22 protein-coding genes are annotated in these 25,414 nt (G+C 28.5%); 2 read left to right on the top strand and 20 right to left on the bottom strand.

What is annotated here, in order from left to right; translation table 11 throughout:
* Positions 1 to 9: 9 nt before the first annotated feature.
* From KGF42_RS04890 to KGF42_RS04815, 16 genes are all read right to left on the bottom strand, one after another.
* On the bottom strand, positions 10 to 2,316 hold the full coding sequence (locus KGF42_RS04890) for a glycosyltransferase (RefSeq protein WP_227821108.1): 2,307 nt from the start codon (positions 2,314 to 2,316) through the stop codon (positions 10 to 12).
* A gap of 10 nt (positions 2,317 to 2,326) precedes the next feature.
* A complete protein-coding gene (locus tag KGF42_RS04885) occupies positions 2,327 to 3,301 on the bottom strand; it encodes a glycoside hydrolase family 5 protein (RefSeq protein WP_227821109.1) in 975 nt (324 codons plus the stop codon).
* A 302-nt stretch (positions 3,302 to 3,603) separates the two neighbouring features.
* Complete coding sequence (locus tag KGF42_RS04880; protein WP_227822876.1) at positions 3,604 to 5,352, bottom strand: DUF4091 domain-containing protein; 1,749 nt, start codon at positions 5,350 to 5,352, stop codon at positions 3,604 to 3,606.
* Between the two features lie 56 nt (positions 5,353 to 5,408).
* On the bottom strand, positions 5,409 to 6,218 hold the full coding sequence (locus tag KGF42_RS04875; protein ID WP_107595451.1) for a carbohydrate ABC transporter permease: 810 nt from the start codon (positions 6,216 to 6,218) through the stop codon (positions 5,409 to 5,411).
* Between the two features lie 15 nt (positions 6,219 to 6,233).
* The gene (locus KGF42_RS04870; protein ID WP_054274540.1) at positions 6,234 to 7,151 is read right to left on the bottom strand and encodes a carbohydrate ABC transporter permease; all 918 of its coding nucleotides are present in this window, start codon (positions 7,149 to 7,151) and stop codon (positions 6,234 to 6,236) included.
* Positions 7,152 to 7,248: 97 nt separating this feature from the next.
* Complete coding sequence (locus KGF42_RS04865; protein ID WP_311315303.1) at positions 7,249 to 8,538, bottom strand: sugar ABC transporter substrate-binding protein; 1,290 nt, start codon at positions 8,536 to 8,538, stop codon at positions 7,249 to 7,251.
* 307 nt (positions 8,539 to 8,845) lie between these two features.
* Complete coding sequence (locus KGF42_RS04860; RefSeq protein ID WP_227822874.1) at positions 8,846 to 9,586, bottom strand: SIS domain-containing protein; 741 nt, start codon at positions 9,584 to 9,586, stop codon at positions 8,846 to 8,848.
* 2 nt (positions 9,587 to 9,588) lie between these two features.
* A complete protein-coding gene (locus KGF42_RS04855) occupies positions 9,589 to 10,848 on the bottom strand; it encodes a PTS ascorbate transporter subunit IIC (protein WP_054274543.1) in 1,260 nt (419 codons plus the stop codon).
* 132 nt (positions 10,849 to 10,980) lie between these two features.
* Entirely contained in the window at positions 10,981 to 11,259 is a 279-nt protein-coding gene (locus tag KGF42_RS04850; RefSeq protein WP_227825889.1) for a PTS sugar transporter subunit IIB, read from the bottom strand.
* A gap of 12 nt (positions 11,260 to 11,271) precedes the next feature.
* Positions 11,272 to 13,191, bottom strand: a complete 1,920-nt coding sequence (locus KGF42_RS04845; protein WP_227822872.1) for a BglG family transcription antiterminator — start codon at positions 13,189 to 13,191, stop codon at positions 11,272 to 11,274.
* A 345-nt stretch (positions 13,192 to 13,536) separates the two neighbouring features.
* A complete protein-coding gene (locus tag KGF42_RS04840; RefSeq protein ID WP_054274546.1) occupies positions 13,537 to 14,061 on the bottom strand; it encodes a hypothetical protein in 525 nt (174 codons plus the stop codon).
* Between the two features lie 3 nt (positions 14,062 to 14,064).
* A complete protein-coding gene (gene coaD / locus KGF42_RS04835) occupies positions 14,065 to 14,562 on the bottom strand; it encodes a pantetheine-phosphate adenylyltransferase (RefSeq protein ID WP_227825888.1) in 498 nt (165 codons plus the stop codon).
* A gap of 1 nt (position 14,563) precedes the next feature.
* Positions 14,564 to 15,118, bottom strand: a complete 555-nt coding sequence (gene rsmD, locus KGF42_RS04830; RefSeq protein ID WP_227825887.1) for a 16S rRNA (guanine(966)-N(2))-methyltransferase RsmD — start codon at positions 15,116 to 15,118, stop codon at positions 14,564 to 14,566.
* A gap of 58 nt (positions 15,119 to 15,176) precedes the next feature.
* A complete protein-coding gene (gene recG, locus KGF42_RS04825) occupies positions 15,177 to 17,234 on the bottom strand; it encodes an ATP-dependent DNA helicase RecG (RefSeq protein WP_227825886.1) in 2,058 nt (685 codons plus the stop codon).
* Between the two features lie 80 nt (positions 17,235 to 17,314).
* Positions 17,315 to 18,958 (bottom strand): DAK2 domain-containing protein, encoded by a 1,644-nt coding sequence (locus tag KGF42_RS04820; protein WP_227822868.1) that lies wholly within the window; start codon positions 18,956 to 18,958, stop codon positions 17,315 to 17,317.
* A gap of 18 nt (positions 18,959 to 18,976) precedes the next feature.
* Complete coding sequence (locus KGF42_RS04815; RefSeq protein WP_054274549.1) at positions 18,977 to 19,327, bottom strand: Asp23/Gls24 family envelope stress response protein; 351 nt, start codon at positions 19,325 to 19,327, stop codon at positions 18,977 to 18,979.
* Between the two features lie 360 nt (positions 19,328 to 19,687).
* On the opposite strand from KGF42_RS04815, the gene rpmB reads away from it, so the two are divergent.
* Positions 19,688 to 19,876, top strand: a complete 189-nt coding sequence (gene rpmB / locus KGF42_RS04810) for a 50S ribosomal protein L28 (RefSeq protein WP_227822867.1) — start codon at positions 19,688 to 19,690, stop codon at positions 19,874 to 19,876.
* Between the two features lie 159 nt (positions 19,877 to 20,035).
* Here the strand turns inward: rpmB and KGF42_RS04805 are convergent, their stop codons facing one another.
* Positions 20,036 to 20,188 (bottom strand): hypothetical protein, encoded by a 153-nt coding sequence (locus KGF42_RS04805; RefSeq protein ID WP_009893656.1) that lies wholly within the window; start codon positions 20,186 to 20,188, stop codon positions 20,036 to 20,038.
* 97 nt (positions 20,189 to 20,285) lie between these two features.
* On the bottom strand, positions 20,286 to 20,762 hold the full coding sequence (locus KGF42_RS04800; protein ID WP_054274550.1) for an Rpn family recombination-promoting nuclease/putative transposase: 477 nt from the start codon (positions 20,760 to 20,762) through the stop codon (positions 20,286 to 20,288).
* 218 nt (positions 20,763 to 20,980) lie between these two features.
* On the opposite strand from KGF42_RS04800, the gene KGF42_RS04795 reads away from it, so the two are divergent.
* Positions 20,981 to 21,742, top strand: coding sequence for a MerR family transcriptional regulator (locus KGF42_RS04795; RefSeq protein ID WP_227822866.1), 762 nt, complete (start codon positions 20,981 to 20,983; stop codon positions 21,740 to 21,742).
* A gap of 442 nt (positions 21,743 to 22,184) precedes the next feature.
* On the opposite strand, the gene KGF42_RS04790 is transcribed toward KGF42_RS04795, so the two are convergent.
* Both KGF42_RS04790 and KGF42_RS04785 read right to left on the bottom strand, forming a co-directional pair.
* Positions 22,185 to 24,521 (bottom strand): sensor histidine kinase, encoded by a 2,337-nt coding sequence (locus KGF42_RS04790; protein WP_227825885.1) that lies wholly within the window; start codon positions 24,519 to 24,521, stop codon positions 22,185 to 22,187.
* Positions 24,493 to 25,209 (bottom strand): response regulator transcription factor, encoded by a 717-nt coding sequence (locus tag KGF42_RS04785; RefSeq protein WP_054274557.1) that lies wholly within the window; start codon positions 25,207 to 25,209, stop codon positions 24,493 to 24,495. The genes KGF42_RS04790 and KGF42_RS04785 overlap by 29 nt, the downstream gene beginning before the upstream one ends.
* Positions 25,210 to 25,414: the final 205 nt, after the last annotated feature.

Here is a 25,414-nt window from a genome sequence, read left to right as displayed (position 1 = left end):
TCATCTCTCCTAAATATATTCCATTGGCTCAAACTCATCTGTACTTTTTTCTTTCTTTTCACTAGGTTTTGAAACAATAATTGTCTTATTCTGTAATATCCAATACATCATTTCATCTCTTAAAAAGAAATTTTGCATTATGCCATTAATATTATTCACTTTATATAAAATACCTCTTTCATCAATTTTCCCCTCACATAAATCACATTCTAACACAATATTTTCATTAATTTCCAACTCAATTTCCTTAGGATGAATATTTTTATTCTCAAAATTTAATAGTACATATCGATAATTAAAATTTACTATTCTTAATTTACCTATATTTTTTATATCCATATGAAAATTCATATTGATTCTTGGACTTCTTCGCGATAATGTTCTAGTTTTTTCAATACGTTTTTTCACATTAATTTGTAAATCATCAAAAAAACCTAGTTGATTAGATATTGTCATTGGTAAAGTAGGTATTCTATCATGAACAATACACATCCAGCTATCTATTTCACTATCTTCAATATGTGTAATATAAGCTGCATACTTCCATTTTGAATTCACTTCCACAACATTAACAATCTTTGCCTTCATACTAGCTATATACATTTCATTTCCCGATTTTTCTCTAAACTCTACCTCAAACTCTTCTTCTGGAAAAATATATTCTGGATTTTCTAACAAAAACGCAAATCCATTTTCTGATATGTCAATTGTTTTTGAAGAAATAACATAAGAGTTTTGTTTTAGCTTAAAATCAATTTCAGCAATATAACGCTCAGACTTTCTTAATTGTTGTCTTCCTGATATAAATAATGTAGCCATAACAAGATTAAAAAGGTTTCCAATTAACCAAAATAACACAACTGAATATGTCATTGAACTCATTTTAAATATTGCTATAAACATTTTTAAAATTCCTATTATAGATAAGACTATATAAATAAAATAAGGTATTCCCTGTAAAAATTTATACACTTTATTTTCTTCTAATTTATTCTTATTTGTTACTGAAAATTTATTTTTAGATATTGCAAATGTTTCAAGTATTACTGCTGGCATCAAAGACTGAAACATTATAGTTTCATATATATTGGTCCATCTAGTATTTCTTATATTTTGAGAAAATATTTTAAGAGATAAGCTACTTAAAATATACATTGGTAGCCAAAATATCAATACTTGAAGCAATGTACATTTTACTACAATTACATTAAACACAGAAAATAAAATAGGTGCCATTATATATACAAAGCGTTTTATACTTGCATACCAATAAGTAATTGAAGAAATATAACTTATTTTCTGCCAAAATCCTAAACCTCTCCTAAACAAAATATTTAGACGTCTACCAGTTTGTATACATCCACGGGCCCATCTTTCACGTTGCTTAATAAGACTTTTTAAATCAGTAGGAGATAAACCTGATGCATGTACTTCTGGAATGGCATAGCATCTATATCCTTTACTTTGAATTAAGATACCTGTTGCAAAATCTTCTGTAATAGAATAAGTATAAAATCCATCAACTTCTTTTAGAGCTTCTCTTGAAATAACTGTATTACTACCACCATAAATTACAGAATTCGTCCTGTTTCTAGCCAATTGAATATCTCTATAAAAATAATCCTGCTCGTTTGGAATTCTTCCTTCAGAGTGCAAATTAAATTGGAATAAATCTGGATTATAAAAACTTTGGGGAGTTTGCACAAAACCAACCTTTTCATACTCCTCTTTTTCCCCATCTTTTTTAGCTTGCTCATTTTTCAAAAAGTATGGTACTGTGGCAATCAAGAAATCATGCATTGGTATCATATCTGCATCAAATGTAGCAATCAAAGGAGAGTTTGTATGTTGCATTGCATTATTTAAATTACCAGCTTTAGCTCCTTCTCTTTCTGTTCTAGTTATATAATTTACACCCATTTTTTCTGCTAGAATACGCATTTCTTCACGATTTCCATCATCACATACGTATATATGTACCTTTTTCTTATCTGGATATTGCATATGAATACATCCATTTATGGTTTTTCTTACCAAATCAACAGATTCATTATATGTTGCAATGAATACATCTACATGTGGATAAAGTTCTTCACTTATAATTGGTTTTTCAGGATATTCAATATTTGACATACCATAATAATGTACAAACATTTCCATCATTCCTATTATCTCTACAAAAAGCAGTATTACAGCGCATACTAAGGCAAATATACCTTCTTCTTTAGGTACTGTATAAAAGATTCTCCATAATATATATATGATATTAGTAATAATAGTTAAAATTATAAGTATCTTTTTTGAATTTTTCTTCATAAAATCACCTCTATTCTATTAATGCATTTAATATATCCTTATCCCAAGTCCCTTCAATCTGATTGTATATTCCAAATCCAGAAGCAAGTTCCCAATAAGCCCATGAAAAGTTTCGTTTTTCAGCTTCTTCTCTTACAGCTTTTATCCAAGCTTTTCTTGAAGCTCCTGGCGCCTCTTTTGTTATTCCAAATTCACCTAAGAATACTTTCACTTTATTTTTATTTGCCCAATTTTCCACAGTATCAAACCTTTTTTTTAGATACTCCATTTGTTCATTTGTTCCTTCCCAAGTAATATTACTCAAATGCTCAAATCCCTTATGATAGACATTCCCTTGAAACGCAAAATCATTTGGTTCATAATAGTGAAAAGAAATTACTATATTAGAATCTTTAGGAATATTTAATTCATTTAAATAATCGATTTGATAGAAATTGTATGGTCCTACTATAAGTGTTCTTTTAGGGTTAGTTTTTCTAATTATGTTTATTGCTTCTTCAATGTATTCATTTAATAACTGTGAAGATAAATTTTCTTTAGGTTCATTTAACAGCTCAAATACCAATTTTTTATCATATTTTTGGTACCTGTTAGCTATTTGCTGCCATATTTTTAAAAACTTCTCTTTATGAACTCCTGGTTCTTTCATAATTTCTTCAAAATGATGTAAGTCTAAGATAACTATTAAGTCTTTCTCCAATGCATAATTTGTGTATCCATCAATTTTTTTAAAAAATTCTTCATCTATTTTAAAATCATTGGAATCTGATGTATAGTCAGAAAACCTTACTGGTATACGTACTGTGTCAAAGCCTGCATCTTTTATGTCATCAAAAAACTTATTTGACATTTTTACATCCCAAGGAAAATCTTTAGGTGATTCTAGTGCATTACCTATGTTTATCCCTCGTTGCATCGTAACTGTATCACTGTTTCCCCTTATTACAAAATAAAATCCAATAAAAGCTATGCTTAAAAAAAACATTATAATAACACCTATTCTTTTTATATTACTCTCCTCCCAACAATGTTATCTTCCATATAATATTATTCAATCCCTATTATAACAAATTAAATTATATCATGTTATATATAATTATTGTCATTTACAAACTTTATCGTGATTATAGTTTTATAAATATTGAATACAACTAAAAAATAAAATAACTTTCTCAAAATAGAGATAAGCCTTTTTTCAGTATTGAAATGATGAAAATATATTTGATTTCATACAAAAAAAGTGCCTCATGAACTAAAAAGTTCATTTTGAGACACTCTCTTATATTTTTATAATCTATCTAATAACTCTAATACATGTTTTTTAACTTTATCATATCCACAATTATCAAGCGAATAGCCTAGTTCTATGTTTCCAAAACCTTTAATTTCAGCATTTTCTTTTTTATTTAATAATTCTTGCATAAGTTCAACTTCTATATACTCTCTTCCCTTTTCTTTTTCTAAAATTGTAAATAACTCAAAATCTTGTATCCCAAACCTTAAATTTTCCATTCTAACACTTCTAACTGGCTTTAAATCTTTTCCAGGATAAACAAAGAACATATCTCCAGCTTTCCAAATAGGGAATTTGTAACTTGCATCTTTCCAAGGGTCTTCCGTCCATAAATTATAATCCCATCTTAAAAATCCATCAAGGCCAAAGTAATAAGTATACCATCCTATTATTCTATTTTCCACAAAAGGAGAACTTATAAAACTGTTTGGTTTTTCTGGAAAACAGCACACAAACCAAGTCAATATTCCACCCTTATCATTGATTTTTTTCTTTAGATTTTCTATATCTTCGTAATTTTGAATAGTAAGTTTTAAATTTATTGACATATCATCAACTTCATCTTTAGCTCTATCTAAAAAGTTTTGGTCGTGAGTTGCTGATTTATATTTAACTTGATGAGTACCTACAGTAGAATTTATAAATTCTATACACTCTTTGACTACTTCTGGATTATTTGGTTCGTCAGCTATAATCCTTACTCTGCCCCATAATCCACACTCTATTAAATGATTTAACACTAATCCTATATATTCTTTTAAATCATTTATATTATTTATAAATTTAAATACTTTATCACTTTCATCAAAATACCTTACTCTTATAGGGTCCTTATAGCCTTCTATAGGGTTTCCAAACTCACCAGCACACCAATTACCTAATAGACCAAATAAATCTATTTCCTGAGCCATTTTGTATTTATCAGCTATGCTTATATACTTGTCCATACTTTTAAAATTACATTTAATTTTTCCATCTAAACCTTTTGAGACACTTACCATATTGTATTCATATAAGTTTGATGGATTTTTATAAACTTTATAACAACTTTGTCCTGCCCATGGATAATCTGAAACTATAACTGTTGCAACTTTTTCTCCTAAAGATGCTAATTCTTTTAAATAGTTATCGATTATTTCAAAATGTATATCAGACCATAACTCAACTTTATACATTCTAGCTAGACAACTTGGATGTTGCCATAAATCTAAAAAGAATTTACTTTCATCTAAAGGTTTTAATACAACATTTTTTACTTCTATAGGAACATCTATTGTACAAACTTTTTCTTCATCTTCATATCCAAAGCTCTTAAATATATCAATACCTATATTAAAGTTATTCTCTGCAAAATCTTCAGGTACTTGTCCTTCAATCCAAAATGTTTGAGGTAAGTGTTGCTCTACTAACACATCTTTATCCCTTAAAATAGCATCATTTACAAATGCTTTTGTATCATCTTGGACATAACCTAATATATTTATACTAAAATTATTTTCTAAACTATTAGGTACATTTAATGCCAATCTTACTCTATTTTCCAGACCTTTCCATGATATAGTGCTGCTTCTATCAATTGTACAATTAAATTCTTCAGTTGCTTTTAACATAATTTGAAAAGCAAATTTTTCGCCTTTAGCTACTACAATATTTAAATCCTTATGCTCCCAAGTTTCAGATTCTATAACTGAATATTTATTGTGTTTAAATGTACAATCTTTCAATACATATGAAATTTCCATATTTTAAATTCCTCCATATTTATACAATTTTATTTTATATTACTAAATTAGACTATTTAACCTTTTATGCCAGATAAAGACACACCTTCAACAAATTTGCTCTGTAAAATCAAATAGAAAATAAATGGAGGTAAAAATGTTATTGTGGCGCCTGCCATCATTTGTCCATAGTTTGTTATCTGGAATGTCTTAAGAGTAGATAATCCAACAGTTAATGTCCTCATTGCATCTTTAGTTGTCGCTATAAGAGGCCACATAAATTCATTCCATGCTCCCATAAAAGTAAATATTGCCAGTGTAATTAATGCTGGCTTAATTAGAGGTAATACTATTTGTATTAAAATTCTAAAGTCTGAACAACCATCTATTTTTGCTGATTCTAATAGCTCTTTTGGCACTCCTAAAATAGCTTGTCTCATTATAAATACACCAAATGCTGTTGGTATTGGCATAATAAGTGCAAGATAACTATTTATCCATCCTAAATGTTTCATTATTATATATAGTGGTATCATTGTAACTTGAGATGGTATAATCAAAGTCATTATCATAAACAAGAATAGTTTATCACTACCTTTAAAATCCATCTTAGCAAAAGAATACCCTGCTAATGTGCTAAATACTAAATTTAACAACACACCTGAAAAAGATACTATTGCTGTATTTAAAAAATATTGTGCAAAACCTTTTTTTGTAAATATATCTATATAGTTTTGAAGGGTTACTGTTGAAAAAGATATATCCAAACTGTACGAATTGTATGTTATCTTTAATGATATTATCAACATGTATATAAAAGGTACCAGACTTGCACATGCTATAAATAAAAGTAACCCATCACTCAATAACTTCTTTGCTGTTTTCATATTATACCTACCTTTCTAAAAATCTGAACTGTCTCGTTTTACAAGTTTGTTTTGCAAAATCGAAACTACTGCTATTAACAAAAATAATACGTTTGCTACAGTCATTGCATATCCAGAATTAAAGTTTTTAAAGTTTAAGTTAAATGCGTGCATAACTATACTCATAGTAGATATACCTGGACCTCCACCTGTCACAGTATAAACTAAGTCAAACACTTGTAATGACCATATTGACCCTAAGAATACAACCATTATTGTAGTTGGTTTCAATAAAGGCACAGTTATTTTCATAAATTCTTGAAATTTTGTAGCTCCATCAACCTTAGCCACTTCATAGCAGTGTTTTGGTAAATTCATTATAGCTGAAATATAAATTACCATAAAATATCCTATATTTTTCCACATAGATATGAACATAAGTGTAGGTAATGCTGTCTTACTATCTCCTAAAAGCTTAGATGACTCTATTCCAAAAGCACCTAATACCTGATATATAATGGAACCTTCTCCATTCAATAAAGCTCTCCATACCATACCTATCAAAACCATAGATGATAATACTGGTATAAATATAGCACCTTTAGCAAATGAGGCTATTTTACTATTTCCCTTTCCTGTAATCCAAACTGCCAAAATCAATGATAAAATAGTTTGGCAAGGTACTACTACCACAGCAAATTTAATAGTATTTATAATAGATACTTTTAGCGTTTCATCTGTAAATAATTTTTTATAATTTTCTAAACCTATAAATGTAGCTGGACTAATAATATTATACTTTGTAAAACTAAAGTATATTGACATTATTATTGGTAGCACATAGAAAGCCACTAAAATTATTCCTAATGGCAATATATACATATATGGTTTAATATTTAGTTTTATTTTTTTCCTCTTTGAATTCTCTTCAAACTCTCTAACTAAGTTTTCCATTTTATCCTCTCCAATATAAATATTAGCATTGTATTTATAAATACAATGCTAATTTTAATCTGTAAAGTACTTTACTATATATTACAGTTTTAAACTTTTATTGTGCCAATAAATCATTTGAATATTTTGCAGCATCATCTAACGCTTGTTTTGGAGTTTTCTCCCCTGAAATCATAGTTTGAAGTTCTTTCCATAAATATTCATATATTTCAACTCCATGAGGACCTACTACCAATGGTCTATATACATCTTTGTCATTTTCCACCATTTCTTTGAATCTTTCATCACCTTGATATGGTTCACCTTTCGTTATTGGTGCTCTTGGTATTGCCTTATGAAACTCTGTCATTGATTCAACACTTAACATATGTTGTATTAACTTATATGCAAGTTCTTTATTTTTTGCTGATGACATTAAAGATAAATGGTCTACTGCTCCAAAAGTTGCCGCTTTCTTATCCTCTAGTCCAGTTACAAATCCCCAATTTAAATCTGGGAATGATTTATCAAATACACTTGTTGCAGCAGAAGATAACATTACTGTAAATACTGCTTTTCCTGGTCCAAATACACTTTCTATCATTTCATTACTGTCTTTAGACAAAGAATCTTCAGGCACATATGCTTGTAATTCTTTTAAGAAATTAGCTGCTTCTAAACCACTCTTATCATTAAACTTAACTGATTTTAAATCATCATTAAATATATCTCCACCGGCTTGCCATAAATAAGGATACCAGTTCCAGTTTAAGTTACCAAAAGTTTTAGCTCCCCAACCTTGAGCTAATCCCCATTGGTCTATCTTTCCATCACCATCAGTATCTTGTGTTGCTTTTTTACAAATTCTTTTAAAGTCTTCCCATGTTTTAGGAGGTTTTTCTCCTAGTTTTTCTAAAATATCCTTATTATAGTATAATACACCTGGATTTGCTGCTTGGAATGGCATTCCATACATTCCACCCATCATTTCAGATGTTTTTATATAAATAGACTGTTCTTTATCTTCTTTAGTTACATAGTTAGTCAAATCTTCTACTGCCCCACTTTGTATAAACTGTGGATACATTTCTGCATACATATATCCTACATCTGGACCTTCGCCAGCACTTATAGCTGTTGCAAATTTTTCAGAATAATTATCCCAAGGAATTATCTGCAAATCAACTTCACAGTTATTTTTTTCCTCAAATTTATCTAAAATAGGGTCCCAAACTTCCTTCATATTATCTTCTACTGGAGGCATCCAAAGAACTAAATTTTCTTTGCCATCCTTTTTTGAATCTTTTCCATTACCACTTGAACACCCTGTTATAAGCGTTGTAGTCATAATTGCCACCATAGCTAGTGAACACAATTTTTTAAACATACCCACTTTTATTCCCTCCATCTTAATTATTTTCTTTTTTCATTATAATTCTACATATTTTTATTCCATTTTAAATATTATCAAAGCATGTATTTATTGTCTAATCAGTTTTTTCTATATGCTTTTTTTTATTATAGTTTTTTCTATAACAACGTTTCTAATATTTCTAATTGATATTTCTCAACTAATTTTCACCCATTTCAAAATTAATTAATTATCTTTTTAATACACAATAATAAGAGCTGTAGATTTTTACCTACAGCTCTTAAGCGATACTACTTATTTATAATTAATATACTTTAAAGTTCATTAAAATACTTTCTTTACCTTAGTATTCATAGTGAATTACACCTTTATACTCATCAAAAATCTTCTTATTTAATTCATCTCCACCATCCATATTGGCACTATAGAAAATTGGTGGATTCTTTAACCCTCTATTAACTAATTCCTGAGTAACTTGAGCTATAATAGAATTCATCACGGTAGTAGCTATTACGGTAGAGGTTGGACTAACTCTTTGATCTAATCCATCTATTTCTACACATGCATCTCCCTTTTTACCATGATTATCTATTACTAAATCGCATACTTCATAAAGATTTTTTCCTGAAGAATGTCTTGAGGATACATTTTTTGAGTAACTTAAATTAGTTATACATATTACTATTGCCTTATTTGCTTTAGCTTCCATAGCAAATTCTATACTTACTGGATTTCTGCCAGATACTGAATGAACTATAACTACATCTCCTTCTTTGATTGGAGTCTTATCAGCTAAAGCTGTACCATATCCTTCTAGTCTTTCCATCGTGCTAGTATGAGTTATAGGTGCTGTATCTAACATTAGAGACTTTGCAAATACTGGATTTATAAGAACACAGCCACCTGCTCTATAGAATAATTCTTCTGTTAGTATTCCTGCGTGTGAAGCTCCAAATGAAAATATCGCCTTTTTGTTTTCTATTGCTTCAACAAGGATTTGTACTGCTTTTTCCATATTGGCTTTTTCTTCATTTTCTATTATATCAATTAATCTTTTTATCTCATTTATGTATTTAAATTCCATATCTATAATATTCCTCCAAATAATGAACCTATAAGCTTACTGATTATACCAAATAGTGAAAGGTCGTTACCACCAAATATTAGTATCCAGTTTTGAATAGTTCCTGAGTAAATTACAGCAGATATTCCTACTAAAACTACCATAAATATTGCAGCTACAGCTGTACCTATTATAGCACCACGTATACCACCTTGTGATTCTCCTATTACTGCTGCTGCTCCACACTCAAAGAATGAAGTTATAACAAGTGGTATAAGTAACAAATCAAATACATTAAAATAGTTACATATTAAAATCATAGCTGTAGATGTTAACATAGCAACTAAGAATCCTATTAATACAGCATTTGGCTTATAGTTAAATAATATTGGACAGTCAAAAGCAGGTAGTGCATTTGGTACAACTTTTTCTGATATACCTTGGAATGCTGGCATTATTTGATTTATCAACATTCTTACCCCATGAAGCATTATTATAAGACCTGCTCCAAAAGAAAGACCTTGCTTTATTGCATACGTTCCAATAAACTCATTACTATCTTTAAATGCATCTGGTATTACTATCCCAACAACTATAAACATTAAAAACACTGCCATTCCACCACTTATAGATATTTCTCTAAAAAATGATAAACTTTGAGGTATGTTTATATCTTCTGTAGATTTTTCTTTATTTCCTACTAGTTTAGCAACAAATCCTGATATAAGTGCTAAACAGCCAGATGGATGACCTAGTGTAAAAGAATCATCTCCTATAACATCAAATACATATTTTCTTAATAACCATGGCATTATTGACCAATAGAGTGCTGATAATACTGCTGCAAAAGCTATTAATACTCCACCATCTAATCCAGCTTCAACTCCTGACGCTACAAATATAAATGGGAACCAGTAAAGCATATGACCTGTTAAGAAGATTGTCTTAATAGGAGTAAATCTTGCTATTATTAAGTGAATAGCTAAACCTGCAAACATTGCCAACCCTATAATTCCACCATAACTTGCAGTAAAAGTAACATCACTTAAGCCTTTTGTTACTGCACCACCACTTATGCTCTGGAAAGCTCCATTAATTGGTGCTATTGAACTAACTAACATACCTGTTCCAGTCTCCATAATTATAATTCCGAAAGCTGCAAGTAACGACCCCTTTATAACATCGGATACTTTCTTTTTCTGTAATATAAGACCAAATGCTGCTATTAATCCAATTAGCATAGATGGATTACGTAAGATATTATTTGAAATAAAATCAAGCATTATATTTTTTAGTGGTAGGCTAACTGTTTAAGTTTTCTACCACTAAATCCCTCCTCTCCTTCTTACTACTTTTAATTTTAGTAAGTTTTTATTTTATGCTGGTTAACTTAAATTTACTTTTTAAAACTTATACTATTTCTTATCCCTTAAAAAAGTTTGAACAACTTCTGTAACTTCTGCTAAGTCCATGTACTTTTTAACTGGATATACCTCTACACTACAAGTTCCTTTTAATTCATTTAATAATTCTTGACTTGTAAATATACAATCGCAGTCAGCACCTCTAGCTGAATTTATATCTGTATTTTCTACTTCACATTCTATACCTAACTGTTTTAGAACCTTTTGTATCGTCATTTTTAATACCATTGATGAACCTACACCAAATCCACATACTGCTAATATCTTCATTTTACATTCCTCCTAATTTTGCTTATTTATAAGTTCTAGTATTGAACTTTTATCACCATTAATTATTAATTTTACATTTTCTTCCTCATACATCATCTCTGATAGCGATGCTAATGCTCTAATGTGAGTAGTGTTATCTATAGCAGCTAGTACCATAAATATATTTACTGGCTTTCCTAACAAATCAACTTCATCTTCTACTATGAGTAAAGACATGGCAAGCTTGTTTACTCCCTCTTTAGAACTTGCATGTGGTAGAGCAAACCTATCGGCTAAAACAATATATGGTCCATATTTTTCAACTGACTTTATCATATTTTCTATATATAACTCTTCTATAGAGTTATCTTCTAACAATGGCTTTGAGGCTATTTTTATTGCTTCTTTCCAATCTTTAACACTTTTTACTATGTTGACCCTCTCTGCATTAATTAATTCCTTTAACATTGGTTGATACATCTCTCCTTCATCTATCTTATGTATTATGTTTAATAAATCAGCTTTTAGTGCTTCTTCATTACTGATAACGCCATTTTTTCTTATAGCTTGCATTATTAGTTCAAGATTGAAATACTTCTCATTTTCTTTTATACTTATGAGTTTGTTCATAAGTAATTGGATATCTGATGCTGTTAAAAGAGGATTTACAACGATTACATTACTTACATTTTGTATGTCTATAGTTGTAATTATGTAATCATAGTATACATTCACTTCTTTTAGTTGCTTAATAGACACTATACCCACTATTTCTATAGTTGGTATATATTTGTATAGCTGTATTTCCAAACTCTTTGATACCATAAGACCATTAGGACAGACTAATAATACTTTATTTCTTCTTAGACCATTATCCCTAGACCCTCTCAAATATCCTCCAAAATACGCTGCTATAAACCCTATCTCTTCTTCTCGTATCCCCTCAAATACAGGAAACTCTTCTTCATTTTCTATAATTGATTTTATAATTTTATAAAGTGACTCATGCTTATACTTAGTTTCATCTAACATTGGGTTTCTAATCGGAAACTTAAATCGTATTCTGTTGTAAGAAGAATGGAGGTGTCTTAAAATATTTTTCTTAAACTCATGCTTGCTTTCTAATTTTATTGCTGTATTTACTTCAAACTTATCTATAAGTTTATCTACATATTCCTCAACAACATCTTCCTTAACTTCACTATTTAAACTAGGAAGTGAACTTACATAAGTACATACATATGCTTGCTCATTTTCATTAGCCTCTTCACATAAAAGGTCTTTACAGTTATTAAAGTAACTAATTTTTTTAGCTTCATTTAGATATTTATAGGAGTATAATGTTTTCCCATCTCTTATTCTTTTATTTAGAAATTCTATAAACTTAGTTAGATTCAATAAAGAGTAATCTGTAAGGTTTATATGTCCTTTTGTATCGAAACTACTTACTTCCTTACTTATAGAATTAATTTCCAGTACATTTTCTTGAACAATTATCAAAAATAGTTCTCTAATAACGTATTCATCACCTATAATCTCGTATTTTCCCTTATACTCTAGTTTTAGCCCCATTGTGTGAAGGTATTTTTTTATATCAGTTATTGTCTGTACTACTGTGTTTTTTGAAAGCAACATTTCATTTGTTAGCTTTTCTATTGATACTTTTTCACCAAGTAATATTTTGTTTAATATAAAAGTTTTTCTATAGTCACTATCTAAAAACTTATCTTCTTCAGCTGAAATTATTTTTCTTGCATTACATAAATTACCTTCAAATATAAATTTGTGTTTTACATTTTTTATATTACCATTTTTTCCTAGTTGTTCATTTATAGCTAGAATATCGTAATAAATGGTTCTCTTTGATACATTAAACTTTTCTTGTAACTCTTGTGATGTTACATTGTTATTTTTAATAATAAAATCTAATATTTTTTTAGTCCTTTCCTTCATACTACCTCCTTAATTTTATTATCTACATTTTCTATATGTAGTACCATACCAAATAATTGCACATGATTTAATATTATTTTGTAATTTTGCACAGTTTAACTCTAATCTGAAAGAATATAGTTCTAAAAGTATTTAAAAACATGAAAATGACCTATATTATTTATACAAAGAGATAAGCCAATTGTAATAAATAAAAAATTAAACTATATTAGCTAATATCAAAAAACAGGATATAATTAATCTTAAAAATATGATTCATTAATAATGAATTGCTATAAAAAAAGAGAGCCATCACACATTAATTAAGATTTTTTGTGTGAAGCTCCATCTTTATTCATTTAAAATTTATTTTTTAGGTCTAAGCTCAGCCTTATCTCTTTTTACTTCTTCTAATATTTCTTTTAAATTATACTCAACACTAGAAAGCACATCTTCTGCATATTCAATTGACCCAATTCTTATCTCATTAGCTATTCTCTCAGCTCTATCTACTATATCTTTAGCTCTTTGGTCTGCTTGAACAACAGGTTCACTGGATTCTACATATGCCTTTACTACATCTTCAGAATTTTTCTTTAATTCTTCTATGTTTTCTTGATATTCTTGTTGTATTCTCTCAGCTTCTTTTTTTGCTTGTTCAACTATATTTGCAGCATCTTGTTTAGCTTGACTTATTATTTTATTTCTTTCTTTATTAATCCATACTGCTTGCGTTACTTCTTCTGGTATCAAAGTTCTTATATCATTAATTATTGCTAAAACTTCGTCTTTATCTACCGTGCACTTATGTGAGAAAGGAATTGTAGAAGCACTTCTAAATATCTCCTCTAACTGCTCAAATAGTTCAATCATTTCTAAATCTATCTTCATATATCAATTACCCCCACTAGTTTTTTTCTTTAATTCTTCCAAAACAATCTTTGGAACTAAATTTTTTATATCAGCATCAAAGAGCAAAACCTCTTTTATTAAAGATGAGCTTATAAATGAATATTTTGTACAGCTTGGTAAAATTATAGTCTCTATATCTGGATTAAGTTCTCTATTCATATGAGCCATTTGAAGTTCATAATCAACATCAGCACCACTTCTCACACCTCTAACTAGTGCTCCAATCCCATTTTCTTGACAGTAATTTATTAATAAACCATTAAAAGTCACAACTTTTATATTATTTAAATGGCTTGTACTTTTTTCTATAAGCTTTACTCTTTCATCAAAGCTAAATAGACCCTTTTTATTAGGATTATTTAATACTCCTATTTGTAATTCGTCAAATAACTTTGAAGCCCTGCAAATAATATCTAAATGTCCGTTAGTAATTGGGTCAAAGCTTCCTGCAAATATAGCTTTTCTAGGTTTATTTTCCATATTACGCCTCCATCTTATAAAAAGTTAATGTAGTATTTCCATATTTCTTATCTCTAGTTTTCTCTAATTTACATATCTTATCTGGAAATAAATCATTAGTATCATGTTCTACAACTATTATTCCATCTTCGTTCAATAGATTGGAATTATCAATTTTCTCAATAGCTTCTATAAACATATTTTTATAATACGGAGGGTCCATAAAAATTATGTCAAATTTACTATTTTGCAATTTAAGTTTATCTATGGCAGTTTTAAAATCAAGGTTTAAAATTATACTTTCATTTTCAACTCTTGCCTTTTTTATATTAGACTTAACAATATCTATACTTTCTTTATTGATATCTACAAAAGTACATGCCTTGGCACCCCTAGATAAGCACTCTATTCCTAAAGAACCAGTCCCAGCAAATAAATCTAGAACTTCACTTTCCATTATATATGAATTTATCATATTAAATAGAGACTCTTTTACTCTATCTGTAGTTGGCCTTACATCTTCATTTTTTGGAGTATTTAGTTTTAATCCTCTCGCTTTTCCTGAAATTACTCTCAATATGACAATCTCCCTTCAGCACATTATTACATTAGTAATATTTTAACATAATTTAAAATTAATTTAATGAAATTTCTTTCAATGTATCTTTAAATTTATCTATAATTTCTTTTTTGAGTGCCATGTTTTCTTTCAATTGTAGATTATTATCTTCACCCAATATATACCTAGCTTCTTGCTGTGCTAACTTCAATATTTTTATATGCTTAAACAGATTTGCTACTTTAAGTTCTGGAAGACCATGTTGTCTTGTACCAAAAAATTCTCCAGGGCCTCTTATTTCTAAATCTTTCTCTGAAATTTTAAAACCATCGTTCGTCTCTTCCATTATAGCCATTCTCTGTCTACATACATCCGTTTTAGAATCATAAATTAGTACACAATATGATTTATGACTTCCTCTTCCAACTCGTCCTCTAAGCTGATGCAATTGTGCAAGTCCAAATCTTTCTGCATTTTCTATTATCATTAGTGTTGCATTTGGCACATTAACACCAACTTCTATAACCGTTGTTGAAACTAAAATATCTATTTCTTTATTTTTAAAACGTCCCATTACCTCGTCTTTTTCACTTGACTTCATTTTTCCATGAAGCAATCCAAGCCTTAAGTCATGGAAATATTCATCTTTTAATTCCTCAACAAGTTCAACGGCTGATTTAGCTTCTATGGCTTCACTTTCTTCTACCAAAGGACATACAATATATACCTGTCTCCCTGATTCAACCTCTCTTCTTACAAGGTTGTTATATGCTCTATCTCTCTTGCTATTTTCAATAGCAAATGTTTCTATTGGCTGTCTCCCTGGTGGAAGTTCATCTATAATAGAAATATCCAAATCGCCATAAAGTATAAGTGCTAAAGTTCTTGGGATTGGTGTTGCTGTCATGACTAGTATATCTGGATTTACACCCTTTAATGAAAGTTTACTTCTTTGCATAACACCAAATCTATGCTGTTCATCCGTTATAACTAACCCAATATTATTAAATTCGACCTTATCTTCAATTAGTGCATGTGTACCTATCAATATATCAATTTCATTATTTTTGATTTGTTCTAATACTGTATCTTTTTGTTTTTTTGTAAGACTACCTATTAATAAACCTACATTTATTCCAAAATCCTTCAGAGACTCAGTAAGCGAAACATAATGTTGCCCTGCTAATATTTCTGTAGGAGCCATCAAAGCACCTTGATACCCATTTAAAACGCAATTTGCAAGTGCTAAGAGAGCTACTACTGTCTTACCACTCCCTACATCACCTTGAACCAACCTATTCATTATTTTATCTGAATTCATATCTTGTATAATTTCATCTAGTGCTCTATTTTGAGCTTTAGTCAGTTTAAATGGTAAAGCACTTATTATGTTTTTTAAATCCTTACTTGTTTCAAATTTTATTCCATCTTCTTTATTTCTTCCACTTTTAAATACAAACAACCCTAGTTGTAGTATGAGTAATTCTTCAAATACAATTCTATATAAAGCTATTTTTAATGATTCCTTATTACTTGGTAAATGTATATTTCTAACTGCAAAATCTATACTACATAGTCTATATTTCTCTATAATTCTCTGTGGCATATATTCTTGTATAATTAAGTCTTTATCTTCAAGTACTGTTCTAATTATACTCATAATTTCTTTATTTGTAACACCATATGTAAGCTGGTACACAGGCATAAATCTACATGTATTCTTAGGTGAATTAGTGAGATATTCTAATTCACATGATGTAAGTTCTAAATTATTAAACTTTTTCTTAACTTTCCCAAAAACCAATATTGAATCTCCTGGACGAAATGTATTTTTTATATAGCTCTTATTAAAAAATACTAATTTGGCTGAACCTGTTTCATCCTTTACATCAATTTTTGTTAAAGTCATACCTTCTCTTGGACTAAACGTATTTATACTTGATATTACTGCTTTTATTGTAACTTTCTCTTCATCCTCTAATTGTGCTATTTTCTTTAGATTATTTCTATCTTCAAATTGCCTTGGAAAATAATACAATAGGTCTTTTAATGTAAATATACCCAACTTACTTAGCTTATCTGCTTTTTTAGGTCCTATTCCTTTAACATATTGAACATCTTTATATAAATCCAACAAATATATCACCTACTACACAAAAATCCTGTACAACCAATTTTATAAAAGCTACTTGGTCATACAGGTTCTTATAATCATTATTCAACTGAAATTAAGTAATAATAAAGAGGTTGTCCTCCATAATATAACTCTACATCTACATCTTCAAATTTTTCTTCTAAAGAAGTACGTAGTTCATTTGCTTGAGATTCTGTAACATCTTCACCAAAGAATAATGTTATTATAGCAGTATCTTCATCAACCAGCTTTTCAATAAGATTTGATGTTACCTCATCCACATAATCTCCTGCTGATAATAAATTCCCTTCTGCAATTCCAATTATATTACCTTCTTTAACATCAATTTCATTCATCACTGTATCCCTAACAGCAAAAGTTACTTGACCTGATTTAACTGAGTTTAAAGCGTTCATCATAGCTTCTTTATTTTCTTCTTCACTTAATTCTCCATTAAATGTTACTAATGCAGCAAATCCTTGAGGTGTATTTTTTGTAGGTATAACTATTATATTTTTCTCACTCAATTCTTTTGCCTGATTAGCAGCCATTATTATATTGCTATTATTTGGGAAAATAAATATATTTTTAGCATTTATATCCTTTATAGCATTCATAAAGTCCTCAGTACTTGGATTCATAGTTTGACCACCTTCTATTATATGGTCAACTCCAAAATCTTTAAATATATTTGCCAAACCTTCACCCATAGAAGTAGCTATAAACCCAAACTCTTTTTCTTCTTCTAAAGGTTCACTATCATCTTCTTTCTTTTCTTCTACATCTAATAATGTATTTTCATGTTGTAATTTCATATTTTCTATTTTTATAGTTAATAATTGACCGTACTTTAGAGCTTCTTGTAGTACATTTCCTGGGTCATTAGTGTGTACATGCACCTTTATAACTCCATCATCTCCAACTACTGCTAGGCTATCACCATAAGCCATCATTATATCTCTTATTTTAGTATCTTCTATTTTAGAACTTTCTAGTATAAATTCTGTACAGTAGCAATATTTTATATCATCCGTGCTAGTAGTACTTTTTGCAAAATCCGTGCTTGCTGAAATATTAGTATCTAAGTCAGCATTTTTTATTTCTATATTATTGCCTTTTATAGAAGCTAACATTCCTTCATATATAAGTACAAGACCTTTTCCACCAGAGTCAACTACACCAGCATCTTTTAGATTTTTTAGAAGGTCTGGAGTTCTTTCTAATGAAGAATTAGATTCCTTTACTAGCATACTTAAAAACCTTACTATATCTTTCTCTTTTTTTGCAGATTTTATTGCAAAATCTCCACTCTCTCTAACTACAGTAAGTATAGTTCCTTCAATTGGTTTTATTACAGCTTTATATGCTGTGTCTGAACCATTTTTAAAAGCTTTTGCTAAATCATCTGTTGATAATTTACTTTTTCCTTCTATAGATTTAGCTATACCTCTGATTATTTGTGAAAGTATAACTCCTGAGTTTCCTCTAGCTCCCATTAAAGAACCTTTAGATAATGCTTTTCCGATATCTGATATATTATCATTTTCCACTTTTGCTAATTCTTTTAAGGCATAAGATATTGTTAATGACATATTAGTTCCTGTATCTCCATCTGGTACAGGGAATACATTTAACTTATCAACTAAATCTTTATTGTTTTGGAGATTATTTGCACCTGAAATAAACATCTCTCTTAACCTTTTACCATCTATATACTGAATCATTTGTTTCCTCCTATGAAATTACTTAACTCTTATTCCTTGTACATTAATATCAATTCTAGTAACTCTTACACCAGTCATTTTTTCAACTACATATTTTACTCTATCTATTATATTATTGGCAACAGTAGATATATTTGTACCATATTGTATTATAACATAAAGTTCTACTGCTATGGCATCTTCTTCTACTTCCTCGACTCTAACACCTTTAGTTGCATTTTCGCCTTTTAATAGCTCTACGATTCCTTTAGACTTATATGCTAAACCTACTAATCCATAACTTTCCATTGCAGCTCTATATACGACTTGAGCTATTACTTGATTATCTATTTCTATACTTCCATATTGATTCGTTACCTTTGCACTCATGGTTGACCCCCTTAAGCTTATTTTTATTAAAAACATTTCTTAATTTATTTTTTACTATTTTTACTTATTTATTATATAAAATTATAATCATATCATACTATAAATATGGTATAATTTAAACCTAGAAAAGTTTTTGGATAAAATTTCTTTTATCAGTATATATATTCAAAGGAAAAAATAATTATTTTCCAAATATATTTACTTTATATAAAATTATATATATAATTTTATATGATAATAAGAAATTCTTCAATATGTGTAAGGCAAATATATATTTCTATTGCAAATTTTTGTTATTTATGATAATATAAATATGTTTTTAGTCTTTAAATAGTTATCATTTTAAGGAGGTGTGCGTAGATGGCAAAAGTATGTAGCGTATGTGGTAAAGGTAAGGTTTCTGGAAACCAAGTATCACACTCAAATAAACATAATAAAAGAACATGGTCAGCTAACTTAAGAAGCGTAAGAGCGATTATAGATGGAGCTCCTAAGAGAATAAAAGTTTGCACTAGATGTTTACGTTCTGGTAAAATTGAAAGAGCTTAGTAACCACGTTTAAAAGCCTACTTCCGTAAGTAGGCTTTTTAATTTAATCATTTTTACTCTTTCTCATGAATTTTAGGATTATATTTGAAATCCATTTTGGTAATTTTATTGTTACTACTTTCATCAATACTCACCCCACACTTTATAGTTAAAACTATTTTAACAAAAAAATAATAATGCTCCACATCCAATAAGTATTAATGCGGTAAGTGCTGACCAAATCCAGCCAGGAAGCAACATTGACAGAATTACAGCCATTCCTGTTGCCAGACATAGTATTCCTAGCAATACCTTAGACTTGTTATTTCTCATGGAACACCTCCACATAGAACTTGTATCTATAAATATTTTCATATTCAAGTTTATGCTACGGTTTCCCATTTTAGACCAATAAACATATTATGTAATTTTAATTTTTAATACTAGAATTGTTACTACACTCTGATATAGATTCTACAATATCTAAAATACCTTTTTTTCTACTTAACCTTTCAGGTCCACTATATAAAACCACTGGTATGACTTTGGGAAGTTTAAAATTCTTATCTTCTATTTCTTCAAGACTCTTTTTCATAATGAAACTTTTCCAAATTTGTTCTCTATACGATTTCAATCTTGGGACAATATCAGTATCCATTTCTGTTTGAAACTCTAACACTATATAATGTGATACTTTACCATTTTTAGAAAATACTTTATAAATTATATCAACTTCCTTTCCTTTATATTCACATATAAAAGATGTTTCTAGCTCTATATTTTTAAGAGTTAGTTCTTTTGCTATTGAGACACTTGTAAAATTTTGAATCAAACTTAAAAAACTTTCTTTATCTGAATACATTCTTCTATACTCTTCTCGTTTTTCGTTGCTTCTTTTTAAATTCATACAGTTCCTCCTAGATTATAGACTCTCTATACTTTAATAAGGACAATCTATAAATTTTATTTTTTAATTTTCACTAGTGAGTATTGACACTTGTGTGTAAAATATCCAGTAAAGATATTTTTTTATATTTTTATTAAAAGATATAAATTTTTATATTTTAACATATTGACATTGACGTTGCGTAAAAGTGTATATTTAATTTACAGGAGGTATTGCTTATGGAATATACAGTTCAAAAATTAAGTAAAATAGCTGGTATAAGTACTAGAACACTTAGATATTATGATGAAATCGAGCTTCTTAAACCACTTAAAATGAATTCTTCAGGCTATCGTATATATGGTCAGAACGAAGTTAATAAACTGCAACAAATACTTTTTTATAGAGAATTAGGTATTAGCTTAGAAAATATAAAAAACATTATAAATTCGCCAACCTTTGACAGCCTAAGTGCGTTAAAAGAACACCACAACAAATTACTAGCTAAAAGAAAACAAATTGATTTACTAATAGAAAATGTAACTAAAACTATATCCTTAGAGGAGGGGAAATGCACTATGGCAGATATAGAAAAATTTGAAGGTTTTAAGGAAAAGATGATTTGTGAAAATGAGAAAAAGTATGGAGCTGAAATCAGAGAGAAATATGGTAAAGATACTGTAGATACATCAAATAAAAAACTTAAAAATATGTCTAAACAAGATTATGAAGATTGGCAAAACTTAGGTATTGAAATACTTAGTAAACTCAAAAAAGCTTTTAAAACTGGTGATGCTTCTAGTGAACTGGCTCAAGAAGTTGCAAGATTACATCATAAATGGCTAAATTATACTTGGAACACATATTCTAAGGAAGCTCATGCCTCCTTAGCACAGATGTATGTATGTGATGAACGTTTTACATCATATTATGATAAAGAACAGCCTGGACTAGCTAAATTTTTGAGGGATGCTATAGTAGTCTATACAATATATAAGTAATATAAAATAATAAAGGTGGTGTCTCAAAATGAACTTTTTAGTTCATGAGACACTCTGTTTTGTATGAAATCAAATATGTTTTATCATTTCAACAATTGGTGTGCAGTAAAATCTCTATTTTGAGACAGACCCTTTATTGTATATAATTACAATCAATATAAAATAATAACAAATAATATAAAAATTACTTATACTACTTATATTATCAATAAAAAATTGCTAACATTATGTTAATAGTAAACCCAGATATTATACTATTTAGAAACTCTGTAACACTAAATAACATTTTGTAAAATAAAAAGGTGAACCCTGTATATTAGGATTCACCTTTTAAAATAAATCATCATTCTGTTTTGAAATAATGTTTACAAAATGTTTTAAAACAATACTTATAAAATTTTATTTTATAGACTTTATAATTATTGAAAAAGTCTAATCTACTCTAGTTTTTGTTAAAAGTAATCGTAACTTTAAATAAATCACCATCCACACTTATATTCATCTTACCGCCCTGTAACTCTATAAAACTTTTTGATATTGCTAGACCAAGCCCAGAACCTTCTGTATTACGTGACTTATCTCCTCTCACAAATCTCTCCATTATATCATCTACACTAAAATCAATTTCAGTTGCAGACATGTTTTTAAGCATAATATTTACTTTATTATCTGTTTCTAAAATATCAATATACACTCTTGAATTTGGCATTGCGTACTTACTTATATTTATTATAAGATTTTCAAATACTCTAAATGTACGCTGACTATCTAGTGGTAATATTATTTTTTCACTAGAAAAATTATTTTTTACTATTAGAGATGAATCTGCAATTTTGTCATCTAATTCTAAAAGTGTTTGTTTCATTAAAGATACAATATCTACATTTACTATATTCAAATGAACATCTCCACTATTTACCTTACTTACTTCAAACAAATCTTCTATTAAGTGTTGTAATCTTTGTGATTTTCTATCTAATGTATCAATATACAACTTGCGATTTTCATCTGTTATATTTTCATCTTTTAATAAATCTATATAAGTGATTATAGATGTAAGAGGTGTTTTTAGGTCATGTGATACATTTGATATAAGCTCTGTTTTCATCTTTTGACTCTTAACCTCTTCATCAACAGCTTTTTTAAATCCAGTTTGAATATTTCCTAGTTCATCTTTTATAGGATTAAAAAATCCTAAATCTTTTTCCATATTTACGTCTAGGTTTCCATCTGAAATTTTCTTCGTAACATCTAAAAGTTGATTATATTCATATATTGTCTTTTTAGAGTAGTCTGATAGTAACTTAAATAATATTACTGAATATATCACTGCAAGTATTATTCCAAAGAACCACATACTACACATTATAACTATAATTAATAAGTTTATTCCTAAAATTATAGCTATAGTTTTATTTGGCTTTTCCTTTAAATCTATTATTCTAATTTGATTAATAACTGTTTTTCCTGATTTTCTCAACCATACAAAAAACATTCCTGTCACAGTATTCTTTATAAAATACTCTTTTATTCCAACATTTAAAATATGTTTTAAAAGGGTTATAAATACAAATATTATTGAGAAGATTACAAACCAATAAGTTAAATTCATTAGGCTTACCAATATACTTGCCATTTTAGCACTTATATCATTGTTTATCAGATACTCCACATAATTTCCATTCAAGGTATCACTTATTATACCAGTAGGATATAAATCTACAATCCCTTGTATAATAGCAAGAGCAATAAAAAGTATCTCTAATGGTATTCTTGATAATGTATCAAATCCTAGTAACTCCTTAGATTTTCTATATGGGAATGCTAAAGCTACAATCACAACTATAGCTAATATAATTTTTAAAATCATTCCAGAAATTTTATAATAAGAATTATTTTCTACATTATTTATATATGAACTTATATTATCATTATTATAAATATTTCCATAACTATACTCTCCACTATCACCTTTACTTATTACTTTAGGTACTGCATATACTAATGTCATATTTTTTATTGGAGATAGCTTATATGAAATTGAATTTCCACCTAAACTTGTATCCATTAAATCTTCTCTTGCTTTAGATAACAACATTTGATTAATAACTTTTTGATTTACTCCATAAGAATCTACAACATTTACTTTTCCATCTTTATCAAAATTCATTACAATATAGAATCTATAGTTTGCTTTTATATTCGTAATCTGCTTTTGTCTTTCCTCATCATTCATGTTTGTATTTTTTGACTGATTTTCATCAGAGTTTTCTTTTGAACCATCATTCTTTGTTGTATCAAGTACTCCTAATTCTTTATTCTCATTAAAAAATTCAAAATTACTTCCTTTATCAACTAAATAATATTTTAAATTTTTTCCTGACTCTTTAATGAAAGACTCCCAACTTTCAAAGTTTTCATTAAAATCTGCATTAATACTATCATCTGTATAATAAGTCTCTGAACCATCATAAGAATCTTTTTCTTTACCTACATTTTTTATATAGTTCATGGTCTCTTCATTTATAAAGAGCTTTGATGGTTGTATCATCTTACCTTCTTGTTCTTCTTTCATATTATGATATAAAACATAACTTCCTTTATACATATTCTCTACAAAACTTTCCAGTTCAAATGGATTTTTCGCTCCACCTTTAGCACTTGCTTGTATAGTAGAATATTGACTAATCATACCTAATGATGCTGATAACATAAGTATAAAAACTATAATAGTAACTATATATTTATCTTTAAATTTTTTCAATTTTGTATCCAACACCCCACACCACCTTTAAATATTTAGGATTTTTTGGGTCAATTTCTATCTTTTCCCTTATATTCCTAACATGTACCATAACTGTATCTGTATTTACAGCATTTTCATTCCAAACTCTTTCATATATTTCATCAGCAGAAAACACTCTTCCTGCGTTCCTCATAAGTAAGCTTAATATCTTAAATTCTATAGGAGTTGTTTTTATATACTTTCCGTCAATACTAACTTCTTTTGTATTTTCATTTAATTCTAATCCACCTATTGCAAACACACTATCATTAGTTTCTACATCTTGCTCTTTATTTCCAATCATGTTTAGATACTTAGTGTATCTTCTAAGTTGTGAATTAACTCTAGCCAATAATTCTAATGGCTTAAAAGGTTTTGTTACATAGTCGTCTGCTCCTATATTAAGCCCCATTATTTTATCAACTTCTTCTGATTTTGCAGATAGCATTATTACTGGAAAATTATGATTTTCTCTAAGCTTCATTGTAAGTGTTATCCCATCCATTTTAGGCATCATTATATCAACTATTGCTAAATGTATCTCTTGGTTTTCTATAACCTTAAGACCTTCCAGTCCATTGTACCCCTTAAAAACATTATATCCTTGATTTAATAGGTATATTTCTATAGCATCTGCTATTTCCTTTTCATCTTCTACCACTAAAATATTATATGAATTCATTTTAATCTCCTTTATATCAATTAATTTAATAAATTTTCTTTACATATATGATTATACAATATGATAGAAGTTTTTCCATTTTTTTATATATTTATATCTTTTTATTCTAGCTATTTGTATTTAATGCTCATTTTAAAGACCTCCCTTTAGTCTAAATTTAGTATTTTTTCATTTTGTTTATATACTTAATATTAAAGTTAAAAAC

The organism is Clostridioides sp. ZZV15-6383 (assembly GCF_020657735.1).
In the GTDB taxonomy this organism is placed as follows: Bacteria; Bacillota; Clostridia; order Peptostreptococcales; family Peptostreptococcaceae; genus Clostridioides; species Clostridioides difficile_D.
The sequence above is the reverse complement of the archived record's forward strand: the minus strand, read 5'-3'. Positions and strand labels throughout refer to the sequence as shown.

What these genes read in the sequence shown, in the direction of transcription:
- KGF42_RS04890 (WP_227821108.1), bottom strand. Translation starts at nt 2,316, where the DNA reads ATGAAGAAAAATTCAAAAAAGATACTTATAATTTTAACTATTATTACT.
- KGF42_RS04885 (WP_227821109.1), bottom strand. Translation starts at nt 3,301, where the DNA reads ATGTTTTTTTTAAGCATAGCTTTTATTGGATTTTATTTTGTAATAAGG.
- KGF42_RS04880 (WP_227822876.1), bottom strand. Translation starts at nt 5,352, where the DNA reads ATGGAAATTTCATATGTATTGAAAGATTGTACATTTAAACACAATAAA.
- KGF42_RS04875 (WP_107595451.1), bottom strand. Translation starts at nt 6,218, where the DNA reads ATGAAAACAGCAAAGAAGTTATTGAGTGATGGGTTACTTTTATTTATA.
- KGF42_RS04870 (WP_054274540.1), bottom strand. Translation starts at nt 7,151, where the DNA reads ATGGAAAACTTAGTTAGAGAGTTTGAAGAGAATTCAAAGAGGAAAAAA.
- KGF42_RS04865 (WP_311315303.1), bottom strand. Translation starts at nt 8,538, where the DNA reads ATGGAGGGAATAAAAGTGGGTATGTTTAAAAAATTGTGTTCACTAGCT.
- KGF42_RS04860 (WP_227822874.1), bottom strand. Translation starts at nt 9,586, where the DNA reads ATGGAATTTAAATACATAAATGAGATAAAAAGATTAATTGATATAATA.
- KGF42_RS04855 (WP_054274543.1), bottom strand. Translation starts at nt 10,848, where the DNA reads ATGCTTGATTTTATTTCAAATAATATCTTACGTAATCCATCTATGCTA.
- KGF42_RS04850 (WP_227825889.1), bottom strand. Translation starts at nt 11,259, where the DNA reads ATGAAGATATTAGCAGTATGTGGATTTGGTGTAGGTTCATCAATGGTA.
- KGF42_RS04845 (WP_227822872.1), bottom strand. Translation starts at nt 13,191, where the DNA reads ATGAAGGAAAGGACTAAAAAAATATTAGATTTTATTATTAAAAATAAC.
- KGF42_RS04840 (WP_054274546.1), bottom strand. Translation starts at nt 14,061, where the DNA reads ATGAAGATAGATTTAGAAATGATTGAACTATTTGAGCAGTTAGAGGAG.
- coaD (WP_227825888.1), bottom strand. Translation starts at nt 14,562, where the DNA reads ATGGAAAATAAACCTAGAAAAGCTATATTTGCAGGAAGCTTTGACCCA.
- KGF42_RS04820 (WP_227822868.1), bottom strand. Translation starts at nt 18,958, where the DNA reads ATGATTCAGTATATAGATGGTAAAAGGTTAAGAGAGATGTTTATTTCA.
- KGF42_RS04815 (WP_054274549.1), bottom strand. Translation starts at nt 19,327, where the DNA reads ATGAGTGCAAAGGTAACGAATCAATATGGAAGTATAGAAATAGATAAT.
- rpmB (WP_227822867.1), top strand. Translation starts at nt 19,688, where the DNA reads ATGGCAAAAGTATGTAGCGTATGTGGTAAAGGTAAGGTTTCTGGAAAC.
- KGF42_RS04805 (WP_009893656.1), bottom strand. Translation starts at nt 20,188, where the DNA reads ATGAGAAATAACAAGTCTAAGGTATTGCTAGGAATACTATGTCTGGCA.
- KGF42_RS04800 (WP_054274550.1), bottom strand. Translation starts at nt 20,762, where the DNA reads ATGAATTTAAAAAGAAGCAACGAAAAACGAGAAGAGTATAGAAGAATG.
- KGF42_RS04795 (WP_227822866.1), top strand. Translation starts at nt 20,981, where the DNA reads ATGGAATATACAGTTCAAAAATTAAGTAAAATAGCTGGTATAAGTACT.
- KGF42_RS04785 (WP_054274557.1), bottom strand. Translation starts at nt 25,209, where the DNA reads ATGAATTCATATAATATTTTAGTGGTAGAAGATGAAAAGGAAATAGCA.